The sequence below is a fragment of the Herbaspirillum sp. AP02 genome (assembly GCF_015767275.1).
In the GTDB taxonomy this organism is placed as follows: Bacteria; Pseudomonadota; Gammaproteobacteria; order Burkholderiales; family Burkholderiaceae_D; genus Herbaspirillum.
In genome coordinates, this window is record NZ_JADWMY010000002.1 from 313,578 (window position 1) to 334,342 (window position 20,765).

Genomic DNA, 20,765 nt, shown 5'->3' on the forward strand with positions numbered 1-20,765 from the left:
GATTTCCATGGTGTACAAGTGAGCGCCTGCGGTTTTTATCGACATCGGGTCGGTGTTCTTGAGTGTGGCGCGGGGTGAGTGTTGTATGATGCCTTCGCAGGCGGGGGGATCGCCCCGCCTCCTGGATATTTCCTGGTGTTGCATTGTGGAAATATCTCGCCGCGTGGCGATGGGGCGCCCCGGCATCGATGAATCACCAACGATTGGGCTTTATGGATTATCTGCAGTTGCTGGACGTGCTGGTGCACGTGGACAAATATTTGGGCGTCCTCATCGAGCAGTACGGCACGCTTATCTATGCGGTGTTGTTCCTGATCGTATTCTGCGAGACCGGGCTGGTGGTGTTGCCGTTCCTGCCGGGTGATTCGCTCTTGTTCATCGCCGGCACCTTCTGTGCCATGGGCGCCATGGATATCTGGCTGCTGATGACCTTGCTGGTGGTCGCGGCGGTGGCGGGCAATACCCTCAACTACTGGATAGGCGGCTGGGTCGGTCACCGCGTCTACACCCACAATTACCGCTGGCTCAACCCCGAAGCCCTGCAAAAGACCCACTCCTTCTACGAGAAACACGGCGGCAAGACCATCGTCATCGCCCGTTTCACGCCCATCGTACGGACCTTCGCACCGTTCATCGCCGGCGTGTCGGGCATGAGCTTCGCCCGCTTCCAGTTGTTCAATGTGCTGGGCGCCTTGCTGTGGGTGGTGGGGCTGGTGGTGCTGGGCTACCTGTTCGGCAATATCCCGGTGGTACAGCAGAACCTCAATACCCTGGTCCTGATCGGCATCGTCGCGGCCATCATTCCCATTGTGCTGGGAGCTCTGTGGCAGCTATGGCGCAAGGTACGTGGCAAGCGCAAGGTGCGCAGCGCCTGAGACCCAGGCGGCAGGACAAGCAGGAACCTGCGTTGGCAGCGTCACGAATGCCGTTCAGTGAAGACTGAACGGCATTTTTCATGATGCCGGCCGATCGTCTCAGGCAGCAGCGGCCGCCTGCGCGAACCGGGCGCGCGCCTTGTGCAGCTTGCGATAGCTGTCGAGCAGGCGCTGATGGCGGTCCAGGCCTTCGAGCTTCAGGCTGGTGGGCGTCAGGCCAAAGAAGCGCACGTCGCCCGTCACCGATCCGATGGCCGCATCCATGCGCTCATTGCCGAACATGCGACGGAAGTTGGTTTCGTAGTCTTCCAGCGCCAGCGCATCGTCCAGTTCCACTTCCAGCACGACGTTCAGGGCCTGGTAGAACAGACCGCGCTCGACCGAGTTGTCGTTGTATTGCAGGAAGGCGCCGACCAGGTCATGGGCCTCGTCGAACTGCTGCAGGGTCAGATGGATCAGCAGCTTCAGTTCGAGCACGGTCAGCTGGCCCCACACGGTGTTCTCATCGAAGTCGATACCGATCAGGGTGGCGATGTCCGAGTAGTCATCCAGCTCGTTGTTTTCGAGACGGTCGAGCAGGGCGGCCAGGGCGTCATCGTCCAGGCGATGCAGGTTCAGGATGTCGGCGCGGAACAGGAGCGCCTTGTTGGTGTTGTCCCAGATCAGGTCTTCCACCGGATACACCTCGGAATAGCCCGGCACCAGGATGCGGCAGGCCGTGGCACCCAACTGGTCGTACACGGCGACATAGGCTTGCTTGCCCATCTCCTCCAGGATGCCGAACAAGGTGGCCGCCTCGTCGGCGTTGGAGTTTTCACCTTGGCCGGAGAAATCCCACTCCACAAATTCGTAGTCCGACCTGGCACTGAAGAAGCGCCACGATACGATGCCCGACGAATCGATGAAGTGCTCGACGAAGTTGTTGGGCTCGGTGACGGCGTTGCTCTCGAAGGTCGGCTGGGGCAGGTCGTTGAGGCCTTCGAAGCTGCGTCCCTGCAGCAGTTCGGTCAGGCTGCGCTCCAGCGCCACCTCGAAGCTCGGGTGGGCGCCGAAGGAGGCAAAGACCCCGCCGGTGCGCGGGTTCATCAGGGTCACGCACATGACCGGATAGACGCCGCCCAGCGAGGCATCCTTGACCAGCACCGGGAAGCCTTGCTCCTCCAGCCCCTGGATGCCGGCCAGGATGCCGGGGTACTTCGCCAGCACGTCATGAGGCACGTCGGGCAGGCAGATCTCGCCTTCCAGGATTTCACGCTTGACCGCGCGCTCGAAGATCTCCGACAGACACTGCACCTGGGCTTCGGGCAAGGTATTGCCGGCACTCATGCCATTGCTGACGAAGAGGTTTTCGACCAGGTTGGAGGGGAAATACACCACTTCGCCATCCGACTGCCGGACATAGGGCAGCGAGCAGATGCCGCGCTCGGCGTTGCCCGAATTGGTATCGACCAGATGCGAAGCGCGCAGCTCGCCGTCGGGGTTGTAGATATCCAGGCAGTAGGCGTCGAGGATGTCCTTGGGCAGCTTGTCGCCGCGTCCGGGCTTGAACCAACGTTCGTTGGGGTAGTGCACGAACTCGGCATTGGCGATGTCCTCGCCCCAGTAGGAACCGGCGTAGAAGTGGTTGTTGCTGATGCGTTCGAGGTACTCGCCCAGGGCCGAGGCCAGCGCACTTTCCTTGGTGGCGCCCTTGCCGTTGGTGAAGCACATCGGCGAATGGGCGTCGCGGATATGCAGCGACCACACATTGGGAATGATGTTGCGCCACGAGGCGATCTCGATCTTGATGCCCAGTGCGGCCAGCAGGCCCGACATGTTGGCGATGGTCTGCTCCAGCGGCAGGTCCTTGCCCAGGATGCGGGTGCTGGCGCCGGCCTCGGGCTGCAGGGTCAGCAGGGACTGGGCATCGGCGTCCAGGTTCTCGACTTCCTCGATGATGAATTCCGGCCCTTCCTGTACCACCTTCTTGACAGTACAGCGCTCGATGGAGCGCAGGATGCCGCGGCGGTCGGCCTCACTGATGTCGGCCGGCAGCTCGACCTGGATCTTGAAGGTCTGCTGGTAGCGGTTTTCCGGGTCGACGATGTTGTTCTGGGACAGGCGGATGTTCTCGGTGGAAATATTGCGCGTATTGCAGTACAGCTTCACGAAGTACGCCGCGCACAGGGCCGAGGACGCCAGGAAGTAATCGAAGGGACCCGGCGCCGAGCCATCTCCCTTGTAGCGGATGGGCTGGTCGGCGATGACGGTAAAGTCGTCGAACTTGGCTTCAAGACGTAGCTTGTCGAGGAAGTTGACTTTGATTTCCATGGCGGAATTCCGATAAAGAGCCGAAAAGCGGCTGAAACGAGAAACGGGAGAGGGCGCTATTATCGCCCATCCGGTGGTGATCCAATGCGCAGGCAAACTCCGCCCCGAATGGCACGGGTGTCGCGGCCGCTGGGGTAGCGGGCCGCGTTTTTCCGCCCGCAATGACAAATATGAAATAAAAATGCCGTCCAGTGCCTGACTGAACGGCATCAGCGGCGGGCGCCGGGTTCAGGTCAGCTTGTTCTTGGCCAGCGGCGGGTTCTTGGCGAAGTAGTTGCGGATGCCGGTCAGGATGGCATCGGCCATCTGGTCCTGGTAGCGCTCGTCGGTGAGCTTGGCTTCTTCTTCCGGGTTGGAGATGAAGGCGGTCTCGATCAGGATGCTGGGGATGTCCGGGGCCTTGAGCACGGCGAAGCCGGCCTGTTCCACCGCACCCTTGTGTAACTTGTTGATGCCGCCGATTTCCTTGAGCACCGCATTGCCCACCCGCAGGCTGTCGTTGATCTGGGCGGTGGTCGAGAGGTCCAGCAGCACGCTGGCCAATTGGCGATCATGGGTCTTGATGTTGACGCCACCGATCAGGTCGGCCGAGTTTTCCTTGTTGGCCAGCCAGCGCGCCGCCGTCGAACTGGCGCCCTTCTCGGACAGCGCGAACACCGACGAACCGCGTGCAGTGGGCTGCACGAAGGCATCGGCATGGATCGACACGAACAGGTCGGCCTGCACCTTGCGCGCCTTGACCACGCGCTGGCCCAGCGGCACGAAGAAATCGGCGTCGCGGGTCAGCATGACGCGCATGTTGGGGTATTGCTCGATCTTGCGTTTCAGGCGTTTGGCAATGGAGAGCACCACGTCCTTCTCGCGATTGCCCCGCGCGCCGGTGGCGCCGGGGTCTTCGCCGCCGTGGCCGGGGTCCAGCGCGATGGTGATCATGCGGGTGAGCTGCATGCGCGGCTCTTCCGGGACCACCCGGGGATTGCGATCGCTCTTGTCGTCCGGCTGCGGCTTGATTTCTGCCAGCGGTACCGGGTCCGGCTTGGGTGCCGGTGCCTGCGCCAGCGGCGGGGAGGCCGGGGCTTCCTTGTTCCAGTCGCCCTTCTGGATCAGGGCGGCGATCGGGTCCGGCGGGTTGGACGGATACAGGTCGATCACGAAGCGATACTTGTATTCGCCCACCGGGGCCAGGGTGAAGACCTGTGGCTTGATTTCATCCTTCAGGTCGAATACCAGGCGCACCACGCTGGGCCGGTTCTGGCCCACGCGCACCTGCTTGATATAGGGGTCGTTGGGCTGGATCTTGGCGACCAGGTCCTTCAAGGTGCTATTGAGGTCGATGCCCTCGATGTCCACCACCAGCCGCTCCGGGTTCTTGACCACGAAGTGCGTGACCTTCAGGTCGCTGTCGTTTTCCAGCGTGACGCGGGTGTAGTCGTCGGACGGCCAGACGCGCACGGCCAGGATCTGGGAGGCCAGGGCGGGCAAAGGAGTGACGACGGAGACGAACAGCGCACCGCCGGCTTTGAGGATGGTGCGGCGGGTTTTGGATTTCACAGGTTGGGGGCGAATTTCAGTCGAGCGAGGCATTGATGACCCTTGTCGGACAACGCACGCAATTCTACATCACGACCGTTCCCTGCAAGAGACAGGTTGACGTGGATGTCCGGCGGCGGCAACACCGGATCGCCTTTTTCTGGCCATTCGACGATACAGACGGAGTTTTCGTTGAAATGTTCACGGAAACCGGCATCGAGGAATTCTTCCGGGCTGGCCATGCGGTACAGATCGAAGTGGATGACTGTTACCATGCGCCCTGCGAGTGTCACTTCATAGGGTTCGGCCAGGGTGTAGGTTGGGCTCTTGACCCGCCCGGAATAGCCCGCCGCATGCAGCAATGCGCGCGTCAGCGCGGTCTTGCCGGCGCCCAGGTCGCCATGCAGGTAGATCGCCAGGCCCGGTGCCAGCACCTGTGCCAGGTCGGCGCCCAGACGCGCGGTCGCGGTTTCATCGGGCAGGTGGAGGTGGAGTCGCTGCATATACATCCTGGTTTGTTACGTCATCCGAGATGACTTGTTCACTGGTTCAATCGCTTCATGTCCGCTCACGCCACCCCTGTCGATCTTGCCGACCCCGCCAGCCTGGCGGCCTTGGCCGTTGCCATCAAGGACTGGGGCCATGCGCTGGGCTTTGCCGAGGTGCGCATCGCCGATGTCGATCTGTCACACCGGGAGGCGGGCTTCCAGGCCTGGCTGGACAAGGGTTATCACGGCGAGATGGATTATATGGCAAGCCACGGCCTGAAACGGGCGCGGCCGGCCGAACTGGTGCCGGGGACGGTGCGCGTGGTCAGCGTGCGCATGCCCTACCTGCCGGCCGCCACCGACCCGGACCAGGCCGACTGGCGTGCCCGGGAAGAGGCCCGTAGCGCCGACCCGTCGGCGGCCCAGGTTTCGATCTATGCACGGGGGCGCGACTACCACAAGGTCTTGCGCGCCCGTCTGCAGCAACTGGCCACGCGCATCGAGGGGCGCATCGGCAGCTTCGGTTATCGCGTCTTCACCGATTCGGCACCGGTCATGGAAGTGGCCCTGGCCGAAAAGGCCGGGCTGGGCTGGCGCGGCAAGCACACCCTGTTGCTGCACCGGGAGGCTGGCTCCATGTTCTTCCTGGGCGAGATGCTGACCGACCTGCCGCTGCCGGTGGATGACCCGGTCACCCCGCACTGCGGCCAGTGCAGCGCCTGCATCACGGCCTGCCCGACCGGGGCCATCGTCGCCCCGTATGAACTGGATGCGCGGCGCTGCATTTCCTATCTCACCATCGAATTGAAGGGCAGCATCCCGGCCGACCTGCGACCGCTGATCGGCAACCGCATCTACGGCTGCGACGACTGCCAGCTCTACTGCCCCTGGAACAAGTTCGCCCAGCGCGCCAGCCTGCCCGACTTCGACCCGCGCCATGGCCTGGACAGCGCCAGCCTGGTCGACCTGTTCGGCTGGAGCGAAGAGCAGTTCCTGAAGAACACCGAGGGCAGCGCGATCCGCCGCATCGGCCATGAACGCTGGCTGCGCAACCTGGCCGTAGGCCTGGGCAATGCCGCCGATTCACCCTCGCACCGGGGCGATGCGGCCATCGTGGCGGCCTTGCGGACGCGCTTGTCTCATCCTTCGGCGTTGGTGGTCGAGCATGTGGCGTGGGCGCTGGCCCGGCATGGAGCGGCCTGATTGTCCCCGGATTTCCACGCTGAGGGAATCCGGTCGATTCCCGATATTGCCCGCCGCTGCCCGTCATGCAAGGCTGTTGCCATCAGGCCCATCCATGCATGACGGGCCTTCGTGGCTGGCTGCAAGGGCTCTCTGGTCCCTGTCTTTCCTTCAGTCAATCCCCCGGCAGCGAGGCGCTCACGCTAATTAGTCATTGACGAGCTTGTCCTGATGAGGTCCAATTTAATTATTGAATTGACAATACCCTCTTTATCGGAAATCAAGCAATCTGCGTGACTGATCAGTCCATCCATGCGCCTCTGCCCCCTCATCATCCCGACCCACACCATGATGCCGATGACAGCGCTCGCAAACAGGCTTGCCCCCTTCCTCCGCACGGCCGATGCCGTGCAGCCGGGTTTGCTCCGGGTGTGGCGGTTTTTGCTGGCCGTGTTGTCGTGGCTGATGGTGGCCGGCGCCTTGCCGTGTCACGCCCAGGGCGATCCCGATGACGCAGGTCGTGCGGCCGATACTGCCCGGGTGGTGGCCGGCATCATCAGCTACGTGCGCTGGCCGCAGCCACAGCCGCAGCTGCAACTATGCCTGGTCGGTCTCACGCGGTATGCCCAGGAGCTCACCGCGGAGCGTCTGTCCACGCCCGGTCAGCGCATCACGCCGCGCCTGGTGACCGAACTCACCGTCGCCGCACTGGAGGGCTGCCGGCTGGTCTACATCGGCAAGTTGTCCGAAGCCGACTATCGCAAGCTGCTACCGCAGGTCGTGGATCATCCGGTACTGAGCTTTACCGAGGCGGACGTGTCGTGCGACACCGGTTCCATGTTCTGCCTCAAGTCACGGGACAAGCAGATCGCCTTCGATGCAAACCTGGATGCCATCGCGCGTAGCGGACTGCGCGTCCATCCCAGCGTTCTCCAACTCGCCCGCCGCAAACCGTCGCCATGAATTCCGAGCCCATTCCGATGGCGCGTCCTGCCCTGGACAGCGTCCTGAGCAAAGCCCACCTGATCGTGGCACTGGTGACGGCGCTCATGGTCGGGCTCACCATTACGGTGGCGGGCTTGTTCGCGCTGCGCTTCTATTCCGAGCAGAACCTGCGCCTCATCGCCCGTTCCATGAGCTACACGGTGGAGGCGGCCGTGGTGTTCGGGGATGCCGCGGCGGCCCGGGAGGCCATCGCCCTGATCGGCCGGAACGAGGATATCGACGAAGTCGTGCTCACCGGTCGCAACGGCCAGCCGCTGGCGCACTGGACGCGTCATGCGGGCGGCACGGTGCCGCTGCTGGAGCAGATGCTGGCGGGCTGGATCCTGCCGCCAGCACTGGACTACCCCATCATCCGGGAGCAGGCCAGGATAGGCCAGATCCACCTGGCGCCGCGCGGAAGCGGTCCCTTGCAGTTCATCAGCACCGGCCTGCTGTGCGTGCTGCTGAGCCTGGTCATCAGTACCGTGATCGCGCTGCGCCTGGCGCGCCGTATGCAGCACCGCATCAGCGGACCGTTGCACGAGCTGGCGCGCATCGCCCATGGCGTGCGGCGCGAACGCAGTTTCGCCCTGCGCGCCGGGCCGGCGGCCATCGCCGAGATCCACGATCTCAATGAAGACTTCAACGCCCTGCTCGATGAACTGGAAGCCTGGCAGACCCACGTGCAGCAGGAGCATGCCAGCCTGTCCTACCAGGCCAGTCACGACAGTCTCACCGGCCTGTGCAACCGTGCCTTCCTGGAGGAGCAGCTGGAGCGCGCAGTACAGCTGGCCCGGCTGACCGGCAACCTGGCGGCGGTGTATTTCATCGATAGCGACCGCTTCAAGCAGATCAACGATACCTACGGCCATGCCGCCGGCGACCATGTGCTGGTGACCATCGCCACCCGCATCAAGAGCCAGTTGCGCGAAGACGACCTGGTCGCGCGCCTGGGCGGCGATGAATTCGCCGTGCTGTTGCGACAATTGCGGCAGCGCGACGATGCGTTGCAGATCGCCGCCAAGATCTTGGCCGAGATGCGCTTGCCCATCGTCCTGCCGGGCGGCGAGGTGATCGCCACGTCGCTGAGCATCGGTATCGCCATCTTCCCGGAGCACGGCAGCACCGCGCAGACGGTGCTGGCAGTGGCCGACGAGGCGATGTACCAGGCCAAGAACACGCAGCGTGGCACCTATCAGCTCGCCACCCAAGATCAGATGAACAAGGAAAACCAGTCATGACGCTCTCTACCTCTTCCCTCTCCGCACGCCTGCTGGCAGCCATGCTGCTGGGGAGTACCCTGCTGCTGAGCGCATGCCAGACGCCACCTCCCGCGCCCCAGGCTGGCCTCACGCAGTCCCAGGTCGCCCTGTTGCTGCAGCAGGGTTTCCATCTCACCGACGACGGCTGGGAGCTCAGTTTCGCCGACAAGCTGCTCTTTGCGGTGGATGATTACGCCTTGACCGAACAGAGCCGCACGGCGGTCGGGAAGATCGGGCGCGCGCTGCTTTCGGTGGACATTACCGAGTTACGGGTGGACGGTCATACCGACAATACCGGCGCCGATGCCTACAACAATCGCTTGTCCCAGCAGCGGGCCGACGCCGTCGCCGATGCGCTGGCCAGCATCGGGATCGCCCGGGATCACATCGCCACCCGTGGCCTGGGCAAGAGCAAGCCGATCGCCGACAACCGCACCGCGGCCGGCCGGGCGGAAAATCGCCGGGTCGTGATCGTGGTCCCGGCGCAGTAAGCGCAGCAGTCCACCTGCACGGCGCGCTGCTTCTCGCTGCTGTATTCACACGGGGCCATCGAGAACGTGACCGAGGGCCGCATCATCATGCAGCCGCTGCGATAAGCCGCCGGGCGGGTCTGGTGCGGCAGGATCAATGCACCAGCGCCAGCCAGAACGGAATGGTCAGCGCCGAGAGCAGCGTGCCGAAGGAAATCAGGAAGGCCGTGAAGGGCCCGTTGCCGCCCATGCGCGCGGCCAGGATGTAGGCGCTGGAGGCCGTGGGCAGGCTGCAGAACAGCACCACGATACGCAACTGCAGCGGGGGCAGTTGCAGATGACGGCCGATCAGGTAAGCCACCAGCGGCACGGCGAAGAGCTTGATGAGAATGAACCAGCCCACCACCAGCTTGCTTTCCTTGAGCCCCGACAGGCGCAGGCCGGCGCCCACCATCAGCAGGCCCAGTGCGATGGAGGCCGCGCCCAGGCGCGAGAGCACTACCGATGCCGCCTCCGGCAGATGCAGCCCCAGCGCGGAAAACGTCAGGCCGCCGGCAGTGGCCACCAGCAGCGGGTTCTTGGCCAGTTCACGCAAGAGGTTGCTGTTCTTCGGTGCCAGCGCATGGACCGCCGCGATATTGCACAGCGGGACGCCAAAGCCCAGCAGGATCGCCATCAGGCCCGCCCCTTCCTCGCCGGCCATGCGGGTGGCCAGCGCCAGCGCGATGTAGGAGTTGAAGCGATAGGCGCATTGCATGCCCGACTCGTAGGTCATCGGCGTGGCGCGCAGCAGGGGTTTGCCCAGCCAGGTCAGTACGATGCCGGCCAGCAACGACAGCACCCCGGTCTGCACCAGGCCGCCGGTGACCCCCAGGTCGACCTTCAGGCGTGCGGTGGAATAGAACAGCAGCGCCGGAAAGAGCAGGAAGTACACCAGCTTTTCCATGCCGGCCCAGAACTCGTCGCCCCAGTTGGAGATGCGATAGACCAGCACACCCAGCACGATCAGGCTGAAGTCCGGCAGCAGGAGATTGAGGATTTCCACCTTACTTGAGCAGCCGCGCCAGTTCGACGGCGGTCTTGACGTTCATCTTGTCGAAGATGTGGGCGCGGTGGACCTCGACGGTGCGCATGCTGATGCCCAGTTCATCGGCGATGACCTTGTTCATCTTGCCGGCCAGGATCAGGTCCAGCACCTCGCGTTCGCGTGCGGAGAGCGCCGCCAGACGGCCCTGGACGGCATCCTCGGCGCCGCCGGCGCGTGAGCTGGCCAATGCTTCCAGCACGCGGTCCATCAACTGGTTGTCGTTGAAGGGTTTCTCGAAGAAATCGAAGGCACCGTTCTTGAGCATGTCCACCGCCATGGGCACGTCGCCATGGCCGGTGAGGAAGATCACCGGGCGGCGGTGCAGCAGGCCCTTGGTCTTGAGTTCATTGAACAGCGCCACACCGCTGGTGCCGGGCATGCGCACGTCCAGCAGCAGGCACTCGCCCTCGGCATCGATGCCGGCCGCCGCACCCAGGGCGGCCAGGACCGCAGCACCGCTTTCATAGGCGGTGGTGGCGATATTGCGGGAACGCGCCAGCCAGGTCAGTGAATCGCGGATGATTTCTTCGTCGTCGACTATGTGCAGCATCGGTGTGCGGGATGAGGCCGGGTCAGTAGGGCCGTGGGGCGGCTGTCTCTTTATTGTGGCTGGCCGCTCTGGGCGGGCAGCGAAAACCGGAAGATTGTACCGCCTGCCGGGTTATCGGTGTAAGTCAGCGTGCCGCCGTGGAATTCGATGGTGGTGCGGCAGATGTTGAGGCCCATGCCCATACCCTCGGCCTTGGTCGAGAAGAAGGGCGAGAACAGGCGCGCGGCCACATCCTCGGCAATGCCGTGGCCCTGGTCGATCACCGAGACAGTGACCGATTCCGCACCATCGTCGTTGCGGGTCAGTTCGGCCGTCACGCGCAGGATACGGCGCGCCGACGGTACGGCGGCCATGGACTGGATGCCATTGCGGGTCAGGTTCAGGATCACCTGTTCCAGCAGCACCTGGTCGCCCAGGATAGTCGGCAGGGAGCGGGATACCTGCAACTGCAGCACCACGAAGAACTGCTGGGCCTGCAGTTCGATGAGCGGCGTCACGTTGTCGATCAGTTGTCTCACCTGCAGGCGCTGGCGCGCCGGTTCGCGCTTCTTGACGAACTGGTGCACGCTGCGGATCACATGGCCGGCGCGCTGGGCCTGGGCGTGGATCTTTTCCAGGGCCGGCTGCAGCGCCTTGGGGTCGGCCTGGCCCTGCTGCATCATGTTCAGTGCCCCGGTGGTAAAGCTGGAGATGGCCGCCAGAGGCTGGTTCAGTTCATGCGCCAGAGTGGAGGCGATCTCGCCCATGCTGGCCAGGCGGGCGCCGGCCTGCAGCTTTTCTTCCTGGGTGCGGTTCAGGTCTTCGGCGCGCTTGCGTTCGGAGATGTCGAGGATGGAGCCCATCCAGCCGGTCTGCCGGCCGTCCTGATCCACCAGCGGTGATTCGAAGATCAGCACCGGGAAGCGCTCGCCGTCGCGGCGCTGGAAGATGGTCTCGAACTGCGGTGTGGCGCGTCCGGCCAGGACGTTGGAAAAACGCTCCTGGTATTCGTCCATGGCTTCCGGCGCCCAGTAGGGCATGGGCGGGATCTTGCCCACCAGCTCCTCGGCGGCGAAGCCGACCATCTTGCAGAAGGCGGGATTGACATAGGTGATGCGCCCCTCCAGATCGCGTGCGCGCATGCCGGTGACCAGCGAGTTTTCCATCGCGGCGCGAAACACCGCCTCGTTCAGCAGGGCCTTCTCGGCCTTGGTGCGGCGGGTGATGTCCCGCCACAGTGCCCACAGGCTCCACAGCAGGCCCAGCGAGAGCACGATCACGGACCCCACCAGCAGGTTGGGCAGGAGCTTGGGCGCGCTCTTTGTGCTATTGGTATGCAGCACCAGGGTCAGGCCGGGCAGTTCGAGTTCGCGGCGGTGGGTGTAGACATTCAGGCCGGGTCCGCCGGAGGTACGGCGTGCCACTACGTTGTCGTCGGTGTCGGTGAGCGAAATCTCGTTGTCCTGGGCGAACCACCACGGCACCATCTCGTTGAGGATGCGCGCCACCGCGTAGCTGGCGACCAGACTGCCGACGTAATGATTGTCGCGGAACAGCGGCACGTGATAATCCATCAGCATCGGTTCGGCGATCCCCGGTGGCACGGCAGGCGGGCTGTAGAGCGGGCGGTGCATCTGGTGCGCGCGGTCGCCGGTCATCAGCGAGGACTGCGAGAGATCGTTGCGACTGATCGGGAAGTCGTCGGTGGAGGCCACCGGCCGTCCTTCGGCATTGAACCAGGTCACGCGATAGAACTCGCGGTTGTTGCGCAGCAGCGCATTGAGGCGGCTGCGGAAGTGGTCCTGATTCAGGCGGGCGGTGATGATCTCGCGTCCGATGATGCGCATGCTTTCGTCGTCGCGGCTCAACTGGAAGCGGATCGCCTGTTCCACCCACAGCGAATCGGCAATCAACTGCTCCAGCCGTTCGCTGGCCTCCATCTGCTGGGCCTGGCGCGGCAACCAGATCAGGGTGGCCAGGAACAGGCACAGCAGCAGGAAGGGAATCAGCCAGCGCATGGTGGTCTTGCGCCCCGAGGCCTGCAATTGCGAGGCGGCATTGGGCTGGGGCGAGATCGGCGGAGGCGGGATGGTTTTCATGTCGCCGCCAGTGTAGCCGCCGGCCGGGGCGAGCGCCAGCATCCCGGCTGGCAGGAAAATACAGGGAAGTGTGGTCCGGGGAGCATTGTGGTTATCCACACTTGCCCCATTTTGGTGACACCGAGCAAAATGCGCGGGCATAATCTGGCCGCGCCAAGCAGAGCCATTACAACTAGAACAATCACACCATCAAAACGATTTACATCTCATTGGGGAGACACGCATGAAACTGAAGTCCATCCTGCTGGCCATGTCGGCCGCTGCCATCGTCAACGCCGGCCTGACTGCGAGCGCCTTCGCGCAGCAGCCCATCATCATCAAGTTCAGCCACGTGGTGGCCAACGACACGCCCAAGGGCAAGGCCGCCGAGCGCTTCAAGGAACTGGCCGAGAAGGCCACCAAGGGCCGCGTCAAGGTCGAGGTCTATCCCAACAGCACCCTGTACAAGGACAAGGAAGAACTGGAAGCCCTGCAACTGGGTGCCGTGCAGATGCTGGCCCCGTCGCTGGCCAAGTTCGGCCCACTGGGCGTGAAGGAGTTCGAGGTGTTCGACCTGCCTTACATCTTCCCCAGCAAGGACGTGCTCTATCGCGTGACTGAAGGCCCGATCGGCAAGGACCTCTTCAAGAAACTGGAGCCCAAGGGCATCACTGGCCTGGCCTACTGGGATAACGGTTTCAAGGTGATGTCGGCCAACAAGCCGCTGCATCATCCGGCCGACTTCCGCGGCCTGAAGATGCGCATCCAGTCCTCCAAGGTGCTGGACGCGCAGATGCGCGCACTGGGCGCCAACCCGCAGGTGCTGGCCTTCTCCGAGGTCTACCAGGCGCTGCAGACCGGCGTGGTGGATGGTACCGAGAACCCCCCTTCGAACCTCTATACCCAGAAGATGCATGAAGTGCAGAAGCATGTGACCGTGTCCAACCACGGCTACCTGGGCTATGCGGTGATCGTCAACAAGAAGTTCTGGGATGGCCTGCCGGCCGACGTTCGCACCCAGCTCGAAGGCGCGATGAAGGACGCGACCAAGTACGCCAATGCCATCGCCCAGCAGGAAAACGATGCGGCCCTGGCTGCTGTGGAAAAGACCGGCAAGACCACCGTCTACCGTCTCACCGATGCCGAGAAGGCCGAATGGCGCAAGGCCTTGCTGCCGGTGCAGCAGCAGATGGCCAGCCGTATCGGCAAGGACCTGATCGACGCCGTCAACAAGGAGTCGGCGGCGCTGGGCCAGAAGTAATCACGTCCGGTAGCTGCGCGCGGCGCGCCCCTGCGGCGTGCGCCGCGCCATCCTCTAAAACAATCAGAACAAGCTAAGCCAGCGGCCGCTACCAACAAGGGAGCGGCCTGCCGGCGCAAGGAGATTCCATGAAGTTACTCGACCATCTGGAAGAGTGGCTGATCGCGTTCCTCATGGCCGCGGCCACTTTCATCATCTTCGTGGCCGTGGTGCATCGTTACGCCTCCGGCCTCGACATTCCCTGGTTACAGGACCAGCTCATCCAGATCAACATGAGCTGGGCGCAGGAGCTGTGCATCTTCATGTTCGTGTGGATGGCCAAGTTCGGCGCCGCCTATGGCGTGCGGACCGGCATCCACGTGGGCGTCGATGTGCTCATCAACCGCCTCAACACCCCGTGGCGCAACAAGTTCGTGCTCTTGGGCCTGTTCGCCGGCGCGCTCTTCACCGGCATCGTCGGCACCTTCGGCGCCGAGTTCGTCTACGACATTGCACAGCACGACAGCACCTCCGAAGTGCTGGAGGTGCCGATGTGGATCGTCTACCTGGCCGTGCCGCTGGGTTCCTACCTGATGTGCTTCCGTTTCCTCCAGGTCGCGTGGAATTTCCACCGGACCGGCGAATTGCCCAAGCATGACCATTCCCACGTGGAAGGTCTGGACGAAGAAACCAGCGGAGGTAAAGCATGAATGCATTGATCATTTTCGTCCTGCTGTTCGCTCTGATGCTGACCGGGATGCCGATCTCGATCTCGCTGGGCCTGACGGTACTGACCTTCCTCTTCACCATGACCGACGTGCCGATCCAGTCGGTGGCGCTGAAGTTGTTCACCGGCATCGAGAAGTTCGAGATCATGGCGATCCCCTTCTTCATCCTGGCCGGCAACTTCCTCACCCATGGCGGCGTGGCGCGGCGCATGATCAACTTCGCCACTTCCATGGTGGGGCACTGGCATGGTGGCCTGGCGCTGGCCGGCGTGCTGGCCTGCGCGCTGTTCGCCGCGGTGTCCGGCTCCTCGCCGGCCACCGTGGTGGCGATCGGTTCCATCATCCTGCCGGCGATGGTCAAGCAGGGCTTCCCCAACCGTTTCGGCGCGGGGGTGATCACCACCTCAGGTGCGCTGGGCATCCTGATCCCGCCTTCCATCGTGATGGTGATGTATTCGGTCTCGACCAATACGTCGGTGGGCAAGCTGTTCATGGCCGGCGTGGTGCCGGGTCTGCTGCTGGCCTTCCTGTTGGGGGTGACCACCTGGTACCTGGCGCGCAAGAACAATTATCCGCGCCTGCGGAAGGCCACCTGGGCTGAGCGTTTCGCGGCCTTCCGCAAGAGTGGCTGGGGCCTGTTCCTGATCGTCATCGTCATGGGCGGCATCTACACCGGCGTGTTCACGCCCACGGAAGCGGCCGCCATGGCAGCGGTGTATGCCTTCTTCATCGCCGTGTTCGTCTACAAGGACCTGACCTTGAAGCAGGTCCCCAAGGTCTTGCTGGACTCGGCCTCGATGTCGGCCATGCTGCTCTACATCATCACCAACGCGGTGCTGTTCTCGTTCCTGGTGACCAGCGAAAACATCCCGCAGGCGATGGCGGCGTGGATCACCGATTCCGGTCTGGGTCCGATCACCTTCCTGCTGGTAGTCAACGTCCTGCTGCTGCTGGCCGGTAACGTGATGGAGCCGTCCTCGATCGTGCTGATCCTGGCGCCGATCCTGTTCCCGGTGGCCATGAAGTTGGGCATCGACCCGGTGCACTTCGGCATCCTCATCGTGGTCAACATGGAAGTGGGCATGTGCCATCCACCGGTGGGCCTGAACCTGTACGTGGCTTCCGGCATTACCAAGATGGGCATCACCGAACTGACCATCGCGGTCATGCCGTGGCTGCTGACCATGCTCGGCTTCCTGATGCTGGTGACCTACTGGCCGGCATTGTCGCTGTGGCTGCCCAACCTGATCTACAACTGATATATGACTAATAATCGGCACCATGCACTAGGATGGTGCCGATTTTGTCGGATGTCTGTTGAGTTGCTCGAAAGTATGTTGGTCTTGCCCTGAAAAAGTGCTTTGAAACGGCGGCGAGTGCTGCTAAAGTGCGGGCTTTGCTGAATCGGCAGCATGCATTTGCCGTCCTGGCAATCGAGTTTTGCAGTGATGTTTTTCTAGTGAGTTGTTGATGTACGCGCCTCATCGGCGACCCCACCGACACATCGGCGCGGGCGCAGGCGGGCAGCACCGAATACAAAGCGGGTGGTGCATAACAAACGGTATCGATACCGGGAAACTGAGGAGACGTGCATTCGATTGAAGCCGTTCAAACGGCCGGGAATGCATCAGGAGTATTTTGAAGGCGCATCCGAGGATGCGCCTTTTTTCTTTGTGCCGGCCGTATAGGATTTATACGGTTTATATTTTTTCCACATCCCTTCCGCGGGCGGTCTCAGCCCGGCAGGACCCGTTCTCCTTGCGGCGTGGATATCACGGCCTCGATGGTCGTCTGCCTTCCTTCTCGCAGTACGATGCGCGCATCGTCAATCCCCACGGCCGCCAGGGCGGCCCCCAGTTCGGCCGGCGCCGGATGGCTCAGCACCAGTCGTTGCAGGCGGCAGCCGAGGTCGGACAGGACGCTGGGCGGATGCGGCTGGCTGTGCCACTGGATCAACGATGGCATCAGCCCGGCGCGGCTCAGGCGGCCGTCGGCGGTGATGGTGATGAGCCAGGCCAGTGCGCCCCGGCTCATGGGCGTGATCTCGCCGATGGCGATGGGGCTGGCAGCGACCGCCGCTTCGATGTCATCGGTGCGGGCTACCCAGTGCGCCAGGCGCGGCGGCGCATCCGCGGGCAGCTCGTCCAGGCCGAACCAGCGCGGGCGAGCAGGCGTGGCGCCGTCGGGATCCATGGCGATTACCTCCAGATAGAAGCCAGCGCCCAGCGACAGCAGGGCATTGTGCGTGCCCAGCCGGGCATGCTGGCCGCCGATACGCGGCGCCATCGATACGCCCAGCTGCTGCTGTACCCAGGCCATGCCGGATTCGAGGGTGGGCGCGGTGATCACCAGATGGTCCGGTGCGGTGTGCAGCGATGCCTGCATCATGTGGTCTCCTGAAGGGTTGCCTTATGTTTTGCCCGATGGTATCAAGCCCAGGCCCGAATTGCTTAAAATAGGCCTCCGTCGCATTTGACCCACCGTCCCATGACCCAGACCGAATCCCCCCTGACCGCACTGTTTTCCGCCGTGGTGCACACGCCCTTCGGCGGCATGGGCATCCGCAGCCAGGCCGGGGCGCTGGTCGAGATGGTCTACCTGCCGCCGCATTACGCCGAGAAGGACGCCACCGATCCGGTTGCGGCCAAGGCCGTGCAGCAGATCCGGCGCTATCTGGCGGATCCGGGCTTTCGCTTCACCCTGCCGCTGGCGCCGGTCGGCAGCGCCTTTCAGCAACGCGTCTGGCAGGCCATCGCTGCCATTCCCTGCGGCCAGGTCCAGACCTATGGCCAGGTTGCCAAGCACATCCAGTCCGCCCCGCGCGCGGTCGGACAGGCCTGTGGTGCCAACTGGTACCCGCTGGTGATTCCTTGTCATCGTGTCACCGCCGCCGGTGGCCTGGGTGGGTTTTCGCATCATGACGACGTCGACGGCTTCCATCTGGAGGTCAAGCGCTGGTTGCTGCGCCATGAGGGCGTGAGCGGATACTGACGGACTCGCATGGGACGCACCACACCAAAGATTGAAGCACCCGCCGCCAGTCGCGAGGCCATCGACGAATTCTGCGACAGCCTGTGGCTGGAAGATGGCCTGTCCAAGAACACGCTGGAGGCCTACCGGCGCGACATGACCCTGTACGCGCACTGGCTGCACCATGAGCACGCCAAGTCGCTATATGAAACGCAGGCCGATGACCTGCATGCCTACTTCGCGGCACGCCATGACCAGACCAAGCCCAGTTCTTCCAATCGTCGGTTGGCGGTGTTGAAGCGCTTTTTCCAGCTGGCGCTGCGCCAGAACCGGATCGCCGCCGATCCCTGCCTGAAGATGCGCTCGGCGCGCCAGCCGCAACGTTTCCCCAAGACCTTGTCGGAAGGCCAGGTCGAGGCCCTGCTGGCCGCACCCGATGTCTCCACGCCACTCGGGCTGCGCGACCGGGCCATGATCGAACTGATGTATGCCAGCGGCTTGCGGGTGTCCGAGCTGGTGCTGCTGAAGAGTATTGAAGTCGGCATGAACGAAGCCGTGCTGCGGGTGACCGGCAAGGGTGGCAAGACCCGGCTGGTGCCGTTCGGCGAGGAAGCCGGCGCCTGGATTGCCCGCTACCTGGCCGAGGGGCGGCCGCAGATCCTGCAGGGCCAGGTCGACGATGCCCTGTTCGTCACTGCGCGCGGCGGGCCGATGACGCGCCAGATGTTCTGGACCCTGATCAAAAAGCATGCACTGCAGGCCGGCATCACGGTGCGCCTGTCGCCGCACACGCTGCGCCACGCCTTTGCCACCCACCTGCTCAACCATGGCGCCGACCTGCGCGTGGTGCAGCTGCTGCTGGGCCATGCCGATATCTCCACCACCCAGATCTATACGCACGTGGCGCGGGAACGGCTCAAGCAACTGCATGCCGCACATCACCCCCGCGGCTGATCTTGCGGCATAATGTGCGCCCATGACGGCCCGGCCGGCCTGCTTGGCCGGTCAGGCAGCCGTCAGGAAGAACACTGATGAGCGCCAAGAAAGAACACATCTCCGAAACCCCCGCCACGCAATTCCTGCGCAAGCAGGGCGTGGCCTTCACCGAGCATCCCTACGACTATGAGGAGCATGGCGGCACCTCGGTCTCCTCGCGCGAGCTGGGGGTGGCGGAGCATGCGGTCATCAAGACCCTGGTGATGCAGGACGAGGCCGCCAAGCCGCTGCTGGTGCTCATGCATGGCGACTGCAAGGTCTCCACCAAGAACCTGGCGCGCCAGATCGGCTGCAAGTCGGTCGAGCCCTGCAAGCCGGAAGTGGCTAACCGCCACTCGGGCTTCCTGATCGGCGGCACCTCGCCCTTCGGCACGCGCAAGAACATGCCGGTCTATGTCGAAGCCAGCATTCTGGAACTCGACAAGATCTACATCAACGGTGGCCGGCGCGGTTTCCTGGTGGGCATCGATCCTGCCGTCATCCTGAAGGTGTTGCCGGCCAAGGCGGTGCAATGCGCCCTGGCTGATGCGCCCTGACAAGAACCCAGAGACAAGAGAAAGAACGCATTCATGTACAACATCCTTTTCGCCATCGCGGCCTACCTGATCGGCTCGCTCTCCTTTGCGGTGGTGGTGTCCAAGGTCTTCGGCCTGGCTGATCCGCGCACCTACGGTTCCAAGAATCCCGGCGCCACCAACGTGCTGCGCAGCGGCAACAAGAAGGCGGCAGCCCTGACCCTGCTGGGCGACGGTTTCAAGGGCTGGCTGGCGGTCTGGCTGGCGCACAGGTTCGGGCCGCAATATGGCGTCGATGACACCGGCATCGCCCTGGTCACGCTGGCGGTGTTCCTGGGCCACCTGTGGCCGGTGTTCTTCCGCTTCGTCGGTGGCAAGGGCGTGGCCACCGCATTGGGCATCCTGCTCGCGCTGGACCCCTGGCTGGGCCTGGCCACGCTGGCGACCTGGCTGGTGGTGGCTTTCGCCTTCCGCTATTCCTCACTGGCGGCACTGGTGGCGGCACTGTTCGCACCGTTCTACTATGGCCTTTTGTTTGGCACCACCGACGGCATCCTGCTGGCCGTGGTCGCCATGGCGGCACTGCTGATCTATCGTCATCGCAAGAACATCGGCAACCTGCTGGCTGGCAAGGAAAGCAAGATCGGGAGCAAGAAGAAGGTGGGCAAGTAGGACGGGCAAGTCATCCGGGCAAATAAGGCGGGCAATGCTGCTTGCCACTTCCTGAAAACAAGAAGGGCTGCAATGGAGATTGCGGCCCTTCTTGTTTTTGCGATGCGAGGGCCTGTTGCACTTTATCGGCGCCAGCGGGTCGTGCTCAAAGATGCCTGTCAATCCCGGCAGAAATTGACTGTTATCCGGTTAACAGATAACATTTTCAGATGTCGATCCAATCCTTCTCTTGCCCTGATACGCAGGCCCTGTTCATCACAGGCAAGAGTCGTCGATTCGCCAACATCAAGACCGTCGCCGAGCGCAAGCTGGCGCAACTGGATGCGGCGCCGTCGGTGAACTTCATGAAAGCACCGCCCGGCAATGACCTGAAGGAGTATCGCGGCGCCTGGCATGTGCGGATCAACGAACAATGGCGCCTTACCTTCCGATGGGGGCCACATGGGCCTTATGACGTCCTGATCGAAGATCCGGATTGATCGCGATCATCGGGTTCTGAGCTAACGTATTGGAGTGCATCATGTTCAAGAATGGCATGCGACCCGTCCACCCTGGCGAGGTCTTGCTTGAAGACTACATCAAGCCTTTGGGCGTGAGCGTGCGCGCTGTAGCGATGGCACTGCATGTGCCCTATTCGCGGCTGAGCGAAATTCTCAAGGGGCAGCGCGGAGTCAGCGCCGATACGGCCCTGCGTCTGGAACGCTATTTTGGAAGCGAGGCGCAGGGCTGGTTGAATCTTCAGACCGCCTATGACCTGCGGATGGCTGAAATTTCAGCGGGAAAGGCCATCGCCAGATCCATCACGCCGCTCGCTGTCGAGGCCTGAGCGACACCTGGCATCATGTCACG

21 protein-coding genes are annotated in these 20,765 nt (G+C 63.2%); 14 read left to right on the forward strand and 7 right to left on the reverse strand.

What is annotated here, in order from left to right:
* The first annotated feature begins 212 nt into the window (after nt 1-212).
* Nucleotides 213-875, forward strand: a complete 663-nt coding sequence (locus tag I5R65_RS07360; RefSeq protein WP_180665865.1) for a VTT domain-containing protein — start codon at nt 213-215, stop codon at nt 873-875.
* Between the two features lie 99 nt (nt 876-974).
* On the opposite strand, the gene I5R65_RS07365 is transcribed toward I5R65_RS07360, so the two are convergent.
* The 3 genes from I5R65_RS07365 to tsaE all read right to left on the reverse strand — a co-directional run bounded on the left by I5R65_RS07365 (nt 975) and on the right by tsaE (nt 5,218).
* Nucleotides 975-3,185 carry an OsmC domain/YcaO domain-containing protein gene (locus I5R65_RS07365; protein WP_180665867.1) on the reverse strand — a complete coding sequence of 737 codons (2,211 nt, stop codon included), beginning with the start codon at nt 3,183-3,185 and terminating at the stop codon, nt 975-977.
* A gap of 228 nt (nt 3,186-3,413) precedes the next feature.
* On the reverse strand, nt 3,414-4,769 hold the full coding sequence (locus I5R65_RS07370) for an N-acetylmuramoyl-L-alanine amidase (RefSeq protein ID WP_180665869.1): 1,356 nt from the start codon (nt 4,767-4,769) through the stop codon (nt 3,414-3,416).
* On the reverse strand, nt 4,733-5,218 hold the full coding sequence (tsaE, locus tag I5R65_RS07375; RefSeq protein WP_006462917.1) for a tRNA (adenosine(37)-N6)-threonylcarbamoyltransferase complex ATPase subunit type 1 TsaE: 486 nt from the start codon (nt 5,216-5,218) through the stop codon (nt 4,733-4,735). The genes I5R65_RS07370 and tsaE overlap by 37 nt, the downstream gene beginning before the upstream one ends.
* Before the next feature lie 57 nt (nt 5,219-5,275).
* Here tsaE and queG point away from each other — a divergent pair, with 57 nt between their 5' ends.
* The 4 genes from queG to I5R65_RS07395 all read left to right on the forward strand — a co-directional run bounded on the left by queG (nt 5,276) and on the right by I5R65_RS07395 (nt 9,122).
* On the forward strand, nt 5,276-6,406 hold the full coding sequence (queG, locus tag I5R65_RS07380; RefSeq protein ID WP_180665871.1) for a tRNA epoxyqueuosine(34) reductase QueG: 1,131 nt from the start codon (nt 5,276-5,278) through the stop codon (nt 6,404-6,406).
* Nucleotides 6,407-6,742: 336 nt separating this feature from the next.
* Nucleotides 6,743-7,348 (forward strand): YfiR family protein, encoded by a 606-nt coding sequence (locus tag I5R65_RS07385; RefSeq protein ID WP_180665873.1) that lies wholly within the window; start codon nt 6,743-6,745, stop codon nt 7,346-7,348.
* Entirely contained in the window at nt 7,345-8,610 is a 1,266-nt protein-coding gene (locus I5R65_RS07390) for a diguanylate cyclase domain-containing protein (protein ID WP_231395101.1), read from the forward strand. Before I5R65_RS07385 ends, I5R65_RS07390 begins: the two co-directional genes overlap by 4 nt.
* Nucleotides 8,607-9,122 carry an OmpA family protein gene (locus tag I5R65_RS07395; RefSeq protein WP_180665875.1) on the forward strand — a complete coding sequence of 172 codons (516 nt, stop codon included), beginning with the start codon at nt 8,607-8,609 and terminating at the stop codon, nt 9,120-9,122. Before I5R65_RS07390 ends, I5R65_RS07395 begins: the two co-directional genes overlap by 4 nt.
* Nucleotides 9,123-9,255: 133 nt before the next feature.
* Here I5R65_RS07395 and I5R65_RS07400 read toward each other — a convergent pair whose 3' ends face one another.
* From I5R65_RS07400 to I5R65_RS07410, 3 genes are read right to left on the reverse strand one after another with little or no spacing between them, the layout of a single operon-like run.
* Nucleotides 9,256-10,146, reverse strand: coding sequence for an AEC family transporter (locus tag I5R65_RS07400; protein WP_006462922.1), 891 nt, complete (start codon nt 10,144-10,146; stop codon nt 9,256-9,258).
* 1 nt (nt 10,147) lies between these two features.
* Nucleotides 10,148-10,738 carry a response regulator transcription factor gene (locus I5R65_RS07405; protein WP_180665877.1) on the reverse strand — a complete coding sequence of 197 codons (591 nt, stop codon included), beginning with the start codon at nt 10,736-10,738 and terminating at the stop codon, nt 10,148-10,150.
* 50 nt (nt 10,739-10,788) lie between these two features.
* The gene (locus I5R65_RS07410) at nt 10,789-12,816 is read right to left on the reverse strand and encodes a nitrogen regulation protein NR(II) (RefSeq protein ID WP_180665878.1); all 2,028 of its coding nucleotides are present in this window, start codon (nt 12,814-12,816) and stop codon (nt 10,789-10,791) included.
* Between the two features lie 223 nt (nt 12,817-13,039).
* Between I5R65_RS07410 and I5R65_RS07415 the strand changes: the two genes are divergently transcribed.
* The 3 genes from I5R65_RS07415 to I5R65_RS07425 all read left to right on the forward strand — a co-directional run bounded on the left by I5R65_RS07415 (nt 13,040) and on the right by I5R65_RS07425 (nt 16,022).
* Nucleotides 13,040-14,056 carry a TRAP transporter substrate-binding protein gene (locus I5R65_RS07415; RefSeq protein WP_180665881.1) on the forward strand — a complete coding sequence of 339 codons (1,017 nt, stop codon included), beginning with the start codon at nt 13,040-13,042 and terminating at the stop codon, nt 14,054-14,056.
* Between the two features lie 128 nt (nt 14,057-14,184).
* Nucleotides 14,185-14,745, forward strand: a complete 561-nt coding sequence (locus I5R65_RS07420) for a TRAP transporter small permease (RefSeq protein ID WP_102661783.1) — start codon at nt 14,185-14,187, stop codon at nt 14,743-14,745.
* The gene (locus tag I5R65_RS07425; protein WP_180665883.1) at nt 14,742-16,022 is read left to right on the forward strand and encodes a TRAP transporter large permease; all 1,281 of its coding nucleotides are present in this window, start codon (nt 14,742-14,744) and stop codon (nt 16,020-16,022) included. Before I5R65_RS07420 ends, I5R65_RS07425 begins: the two co-directional genes overlap by 4 nt.
* A 475-nt stretch (nt 16,023-16,497) precedes the next feature.
* Here I5R65_RS07425 and I5R65_RS07430 read toward each other — a convergent pair whose 3' ends face one another.
* Nucleotides 16,498-17,151: a VOC family protein gene (locus tag I5R65_RS07430; protein WP_180665885.1), complete on the reverse strand. Its 654-nt coding sequence runs from the start codon at nt 17,149-17,151 to the stop codon at nt 16,498-16,500.
* Between the two features lie 99 nt (nt 17,152-17,250).
* On the opposite strand from I5R65_RS07430, the gene I5R65_RS07435 reads away from it, so the two are divergent.
* From I5R65_RS07435 to I5R65_RS07460, 6 genes are all read left to right on the forward strand, one after another.
* Nucleotides 17,251-17,754, forward strand: a complete 504-nt coding sequence (locus I5R65_RS07435; protein WP_180665887.1) for a methylated-DNA--[protein]-cysteine S-methyltransferase — start codon at nt 17,251-17,253, stop codon at nt 17,752-17,754.
* A 9-nt stretch (nt 17,755-17,763) separates the two neighbouring features.
* Complete coding sequence (gene xerD / locus I5R65_RS07440; RefSeq protein ID WP_180665889.1) at nt 17,764-18,687, forward strand: site-specific tyrosine recombinase XerD; 924 nt, start codon at nt 17,764-17,766, stop codon at nt 18,685-18,687.
* 77 nt (nt 18,688-18,764) lie between these two features.
* Entirely contained in the window at nt 18,765-19,265 is a 501-nt protein-coding gene (locus I5R65_RS07445; RefSeq protein ID WP_180665891.1) for an aminoacyl-tRNA deacylase, read from the forward strand.
* Nucleotides 19,266-19,298: 33 nt separating this feature from the next.
* Nucleotides 19,299-19,916: a glycerol-3-phosphate 1-O-acyltransferase PlsY gene (plsY, locus tag I5R65_RS07450; protein ID WP_180665893.1), complete on the forward strand. Its 618-nt coding sequence runs from the start codon at nt 19,299-19,301 to the stop codon at nt 19,914-19,916.
* 209 nt (nt 19,917-20,125) lie between these two features.
* On the forward strand, nt 20,126-20,395 hold the full coding sequence (locus I5R65_RS07455; RefSeq protein ID WP_180665895.1) for a type II toxin-antitoxin system RelE/ParE family toxin: 270 nt from the start codon (nt 20,126-20,128) through the stop codon (nt 20,393-20,395).
* A 41-nt stretch (nt 20,396-20,436) separates the two neighbouring features.
* Nucleotides 20,437-20,742 (forward strand): HigA family addiction module antitoxin, encoded by a 306-nt coding sequence (locus I5R65_RS07460; RefSeq protein WP_180665897.1) that lies wholly within the window; start codon nt 20,437-20,439, stop codon nt 20,740-20,742.
* Nucleotides 20,743-20,765: the final 23 nt, after the last annotated feature.

Bases quoted from the DNA above. Each gene is read 5' to 3' on its own strand.
- I5R65_RS07405 (WP_180665877.1), bottom strand. From the start codon at position 10,738: ATGCTGCACATAGTCGACGACGAAGAAATCATCCGCGATTCACTGACC.
- I5R65_RS07360 (WP_180665865.1), top strand. From the start codon at position 213: ATGGATTATCTGCAGTTGCTGGACGTGCTGGTGCACGTGGACAAATAT.
- I5R65_RS07430 (WP_180665885.1), bottom strand. From the start codon at position 17,151: ATGATGCAGGCATCGCTGCACACCGCACCGGACCATCTGGTGATCACC.
- I5R65_RS07445 (WP_180665891.1), top strand. From the start codon at position 18,765: ATGAGCGCCAAGAAAGAACACATCTCCGAAACCCCCGCCACGCAATTC.
- I5R65_RS07460 (WP_180665897.1), top strand. From the start codon at position 20,437: ATGTTCAAGAATGGCATGCGACCCGTCCACCCTGGCGAGGTCTTGCTT.
- I5R65_RS07385 (WP_180665873.1), top strand. From the start codon at position 6,743: ATGACAGCGCTCGCAAACAGGCTTGCCCCCTTCCTCCGCACGGCCGAT.
- I5R65_RS07455 (WP_180665895.1), top strand. From the start codon at position 20,126: ATGTCGATCCAATCCTTCTCTTGCCCTGATACGCAGGCCCTGTTCATC.
- tsaE (WP_006462917.1), bottom strand. From the start codon at position 5,218: ATGCAGCGACTCCACCTCCACCTGCCCGATGAAACCGCGACCGCGCGT.
- I5R65_RS07365 (WP_180665867.1), bottom strand. From the start codon at position 3,185: ATGGAAATCAAAGTCAACTTCCTCGACAAGCTACGTCTTGAAGCCAAG.
- I5R65_RS07435 (WP_180665887.1), top strand. From the start codon at position 17,251: ATGACCCAGACCGAATCCCCCCTGACCGCACTGTTTTCCGCCGTGGTG.
- I5R65_RS07420 (WP_102661783.1), top strand. From the start codon at position 14,185: ATGAAGTTACTCGACCATCTGGAAGAGTGGCTGATCGCGTTCCTCATG.
- I5R65_RS07370 (WP_180665869.1), bottom strand. From the start codon at position 4,769: ATGCCTCGCTCGACTGAAATTCGCCCCCAACCTGTGAAATCCAAAACC.
- xerD (WP_180665889.1), top strand. From the start codon at position 17,764: ATGGGACGCACCACACCAAAGATTGAAGCACCCGCCGCCAGTCGCGAG.
- plsY (WP_180665893.1), top strand. From the start codon at position 19,299: ATGTACAACATCCTTTTCGCCATCGCGGCCTACCTGATCGGCTCGCTC.
- I5R65_RS07410 (WP_180665878.1), bottom strand. From the start codon at position 12,816: ATGAAAACCATCCCGCCTCCGCCGATCTCGCCCCAGCCCAATGCCGCC.
- I5R65_RS07425 (WP_180665883.1), top strand. From the start codon at position 14,742: ATGAATGCATTGATCATTTTCGTCCTGCTGTTCGCTCTGATGCTGACC.
- I5R65_RS07395 (WP_180665875.1), top strand. From the start codon at position 8,607: ATGACGCTCTCTACCTCTTCCCTCTCCGCACGCCTGCTGGCAGCCATG.
- I5R65_RS07390 (WP_231395101.1), top strand. From the start codon at position 7,345: ATGAATTCCGAGCCCATTCCGATGGCGCGTCCTGCCCTGGACAGCGTC.
- queG (WP_180665871.1), top strand. From the start codon at position 5,276: ATGTCCGCTCACGCCACCCCTGTCGATCTTGCCGACCCCGCCAGCCTG.
- I5R65_RS07415 (WP_180665881.1), top strand. From the start codon at position 13,040: ATGAAACTGAAGTCCATCCTGCTGGCCATGTCGGCCGCTGCCATCGTC.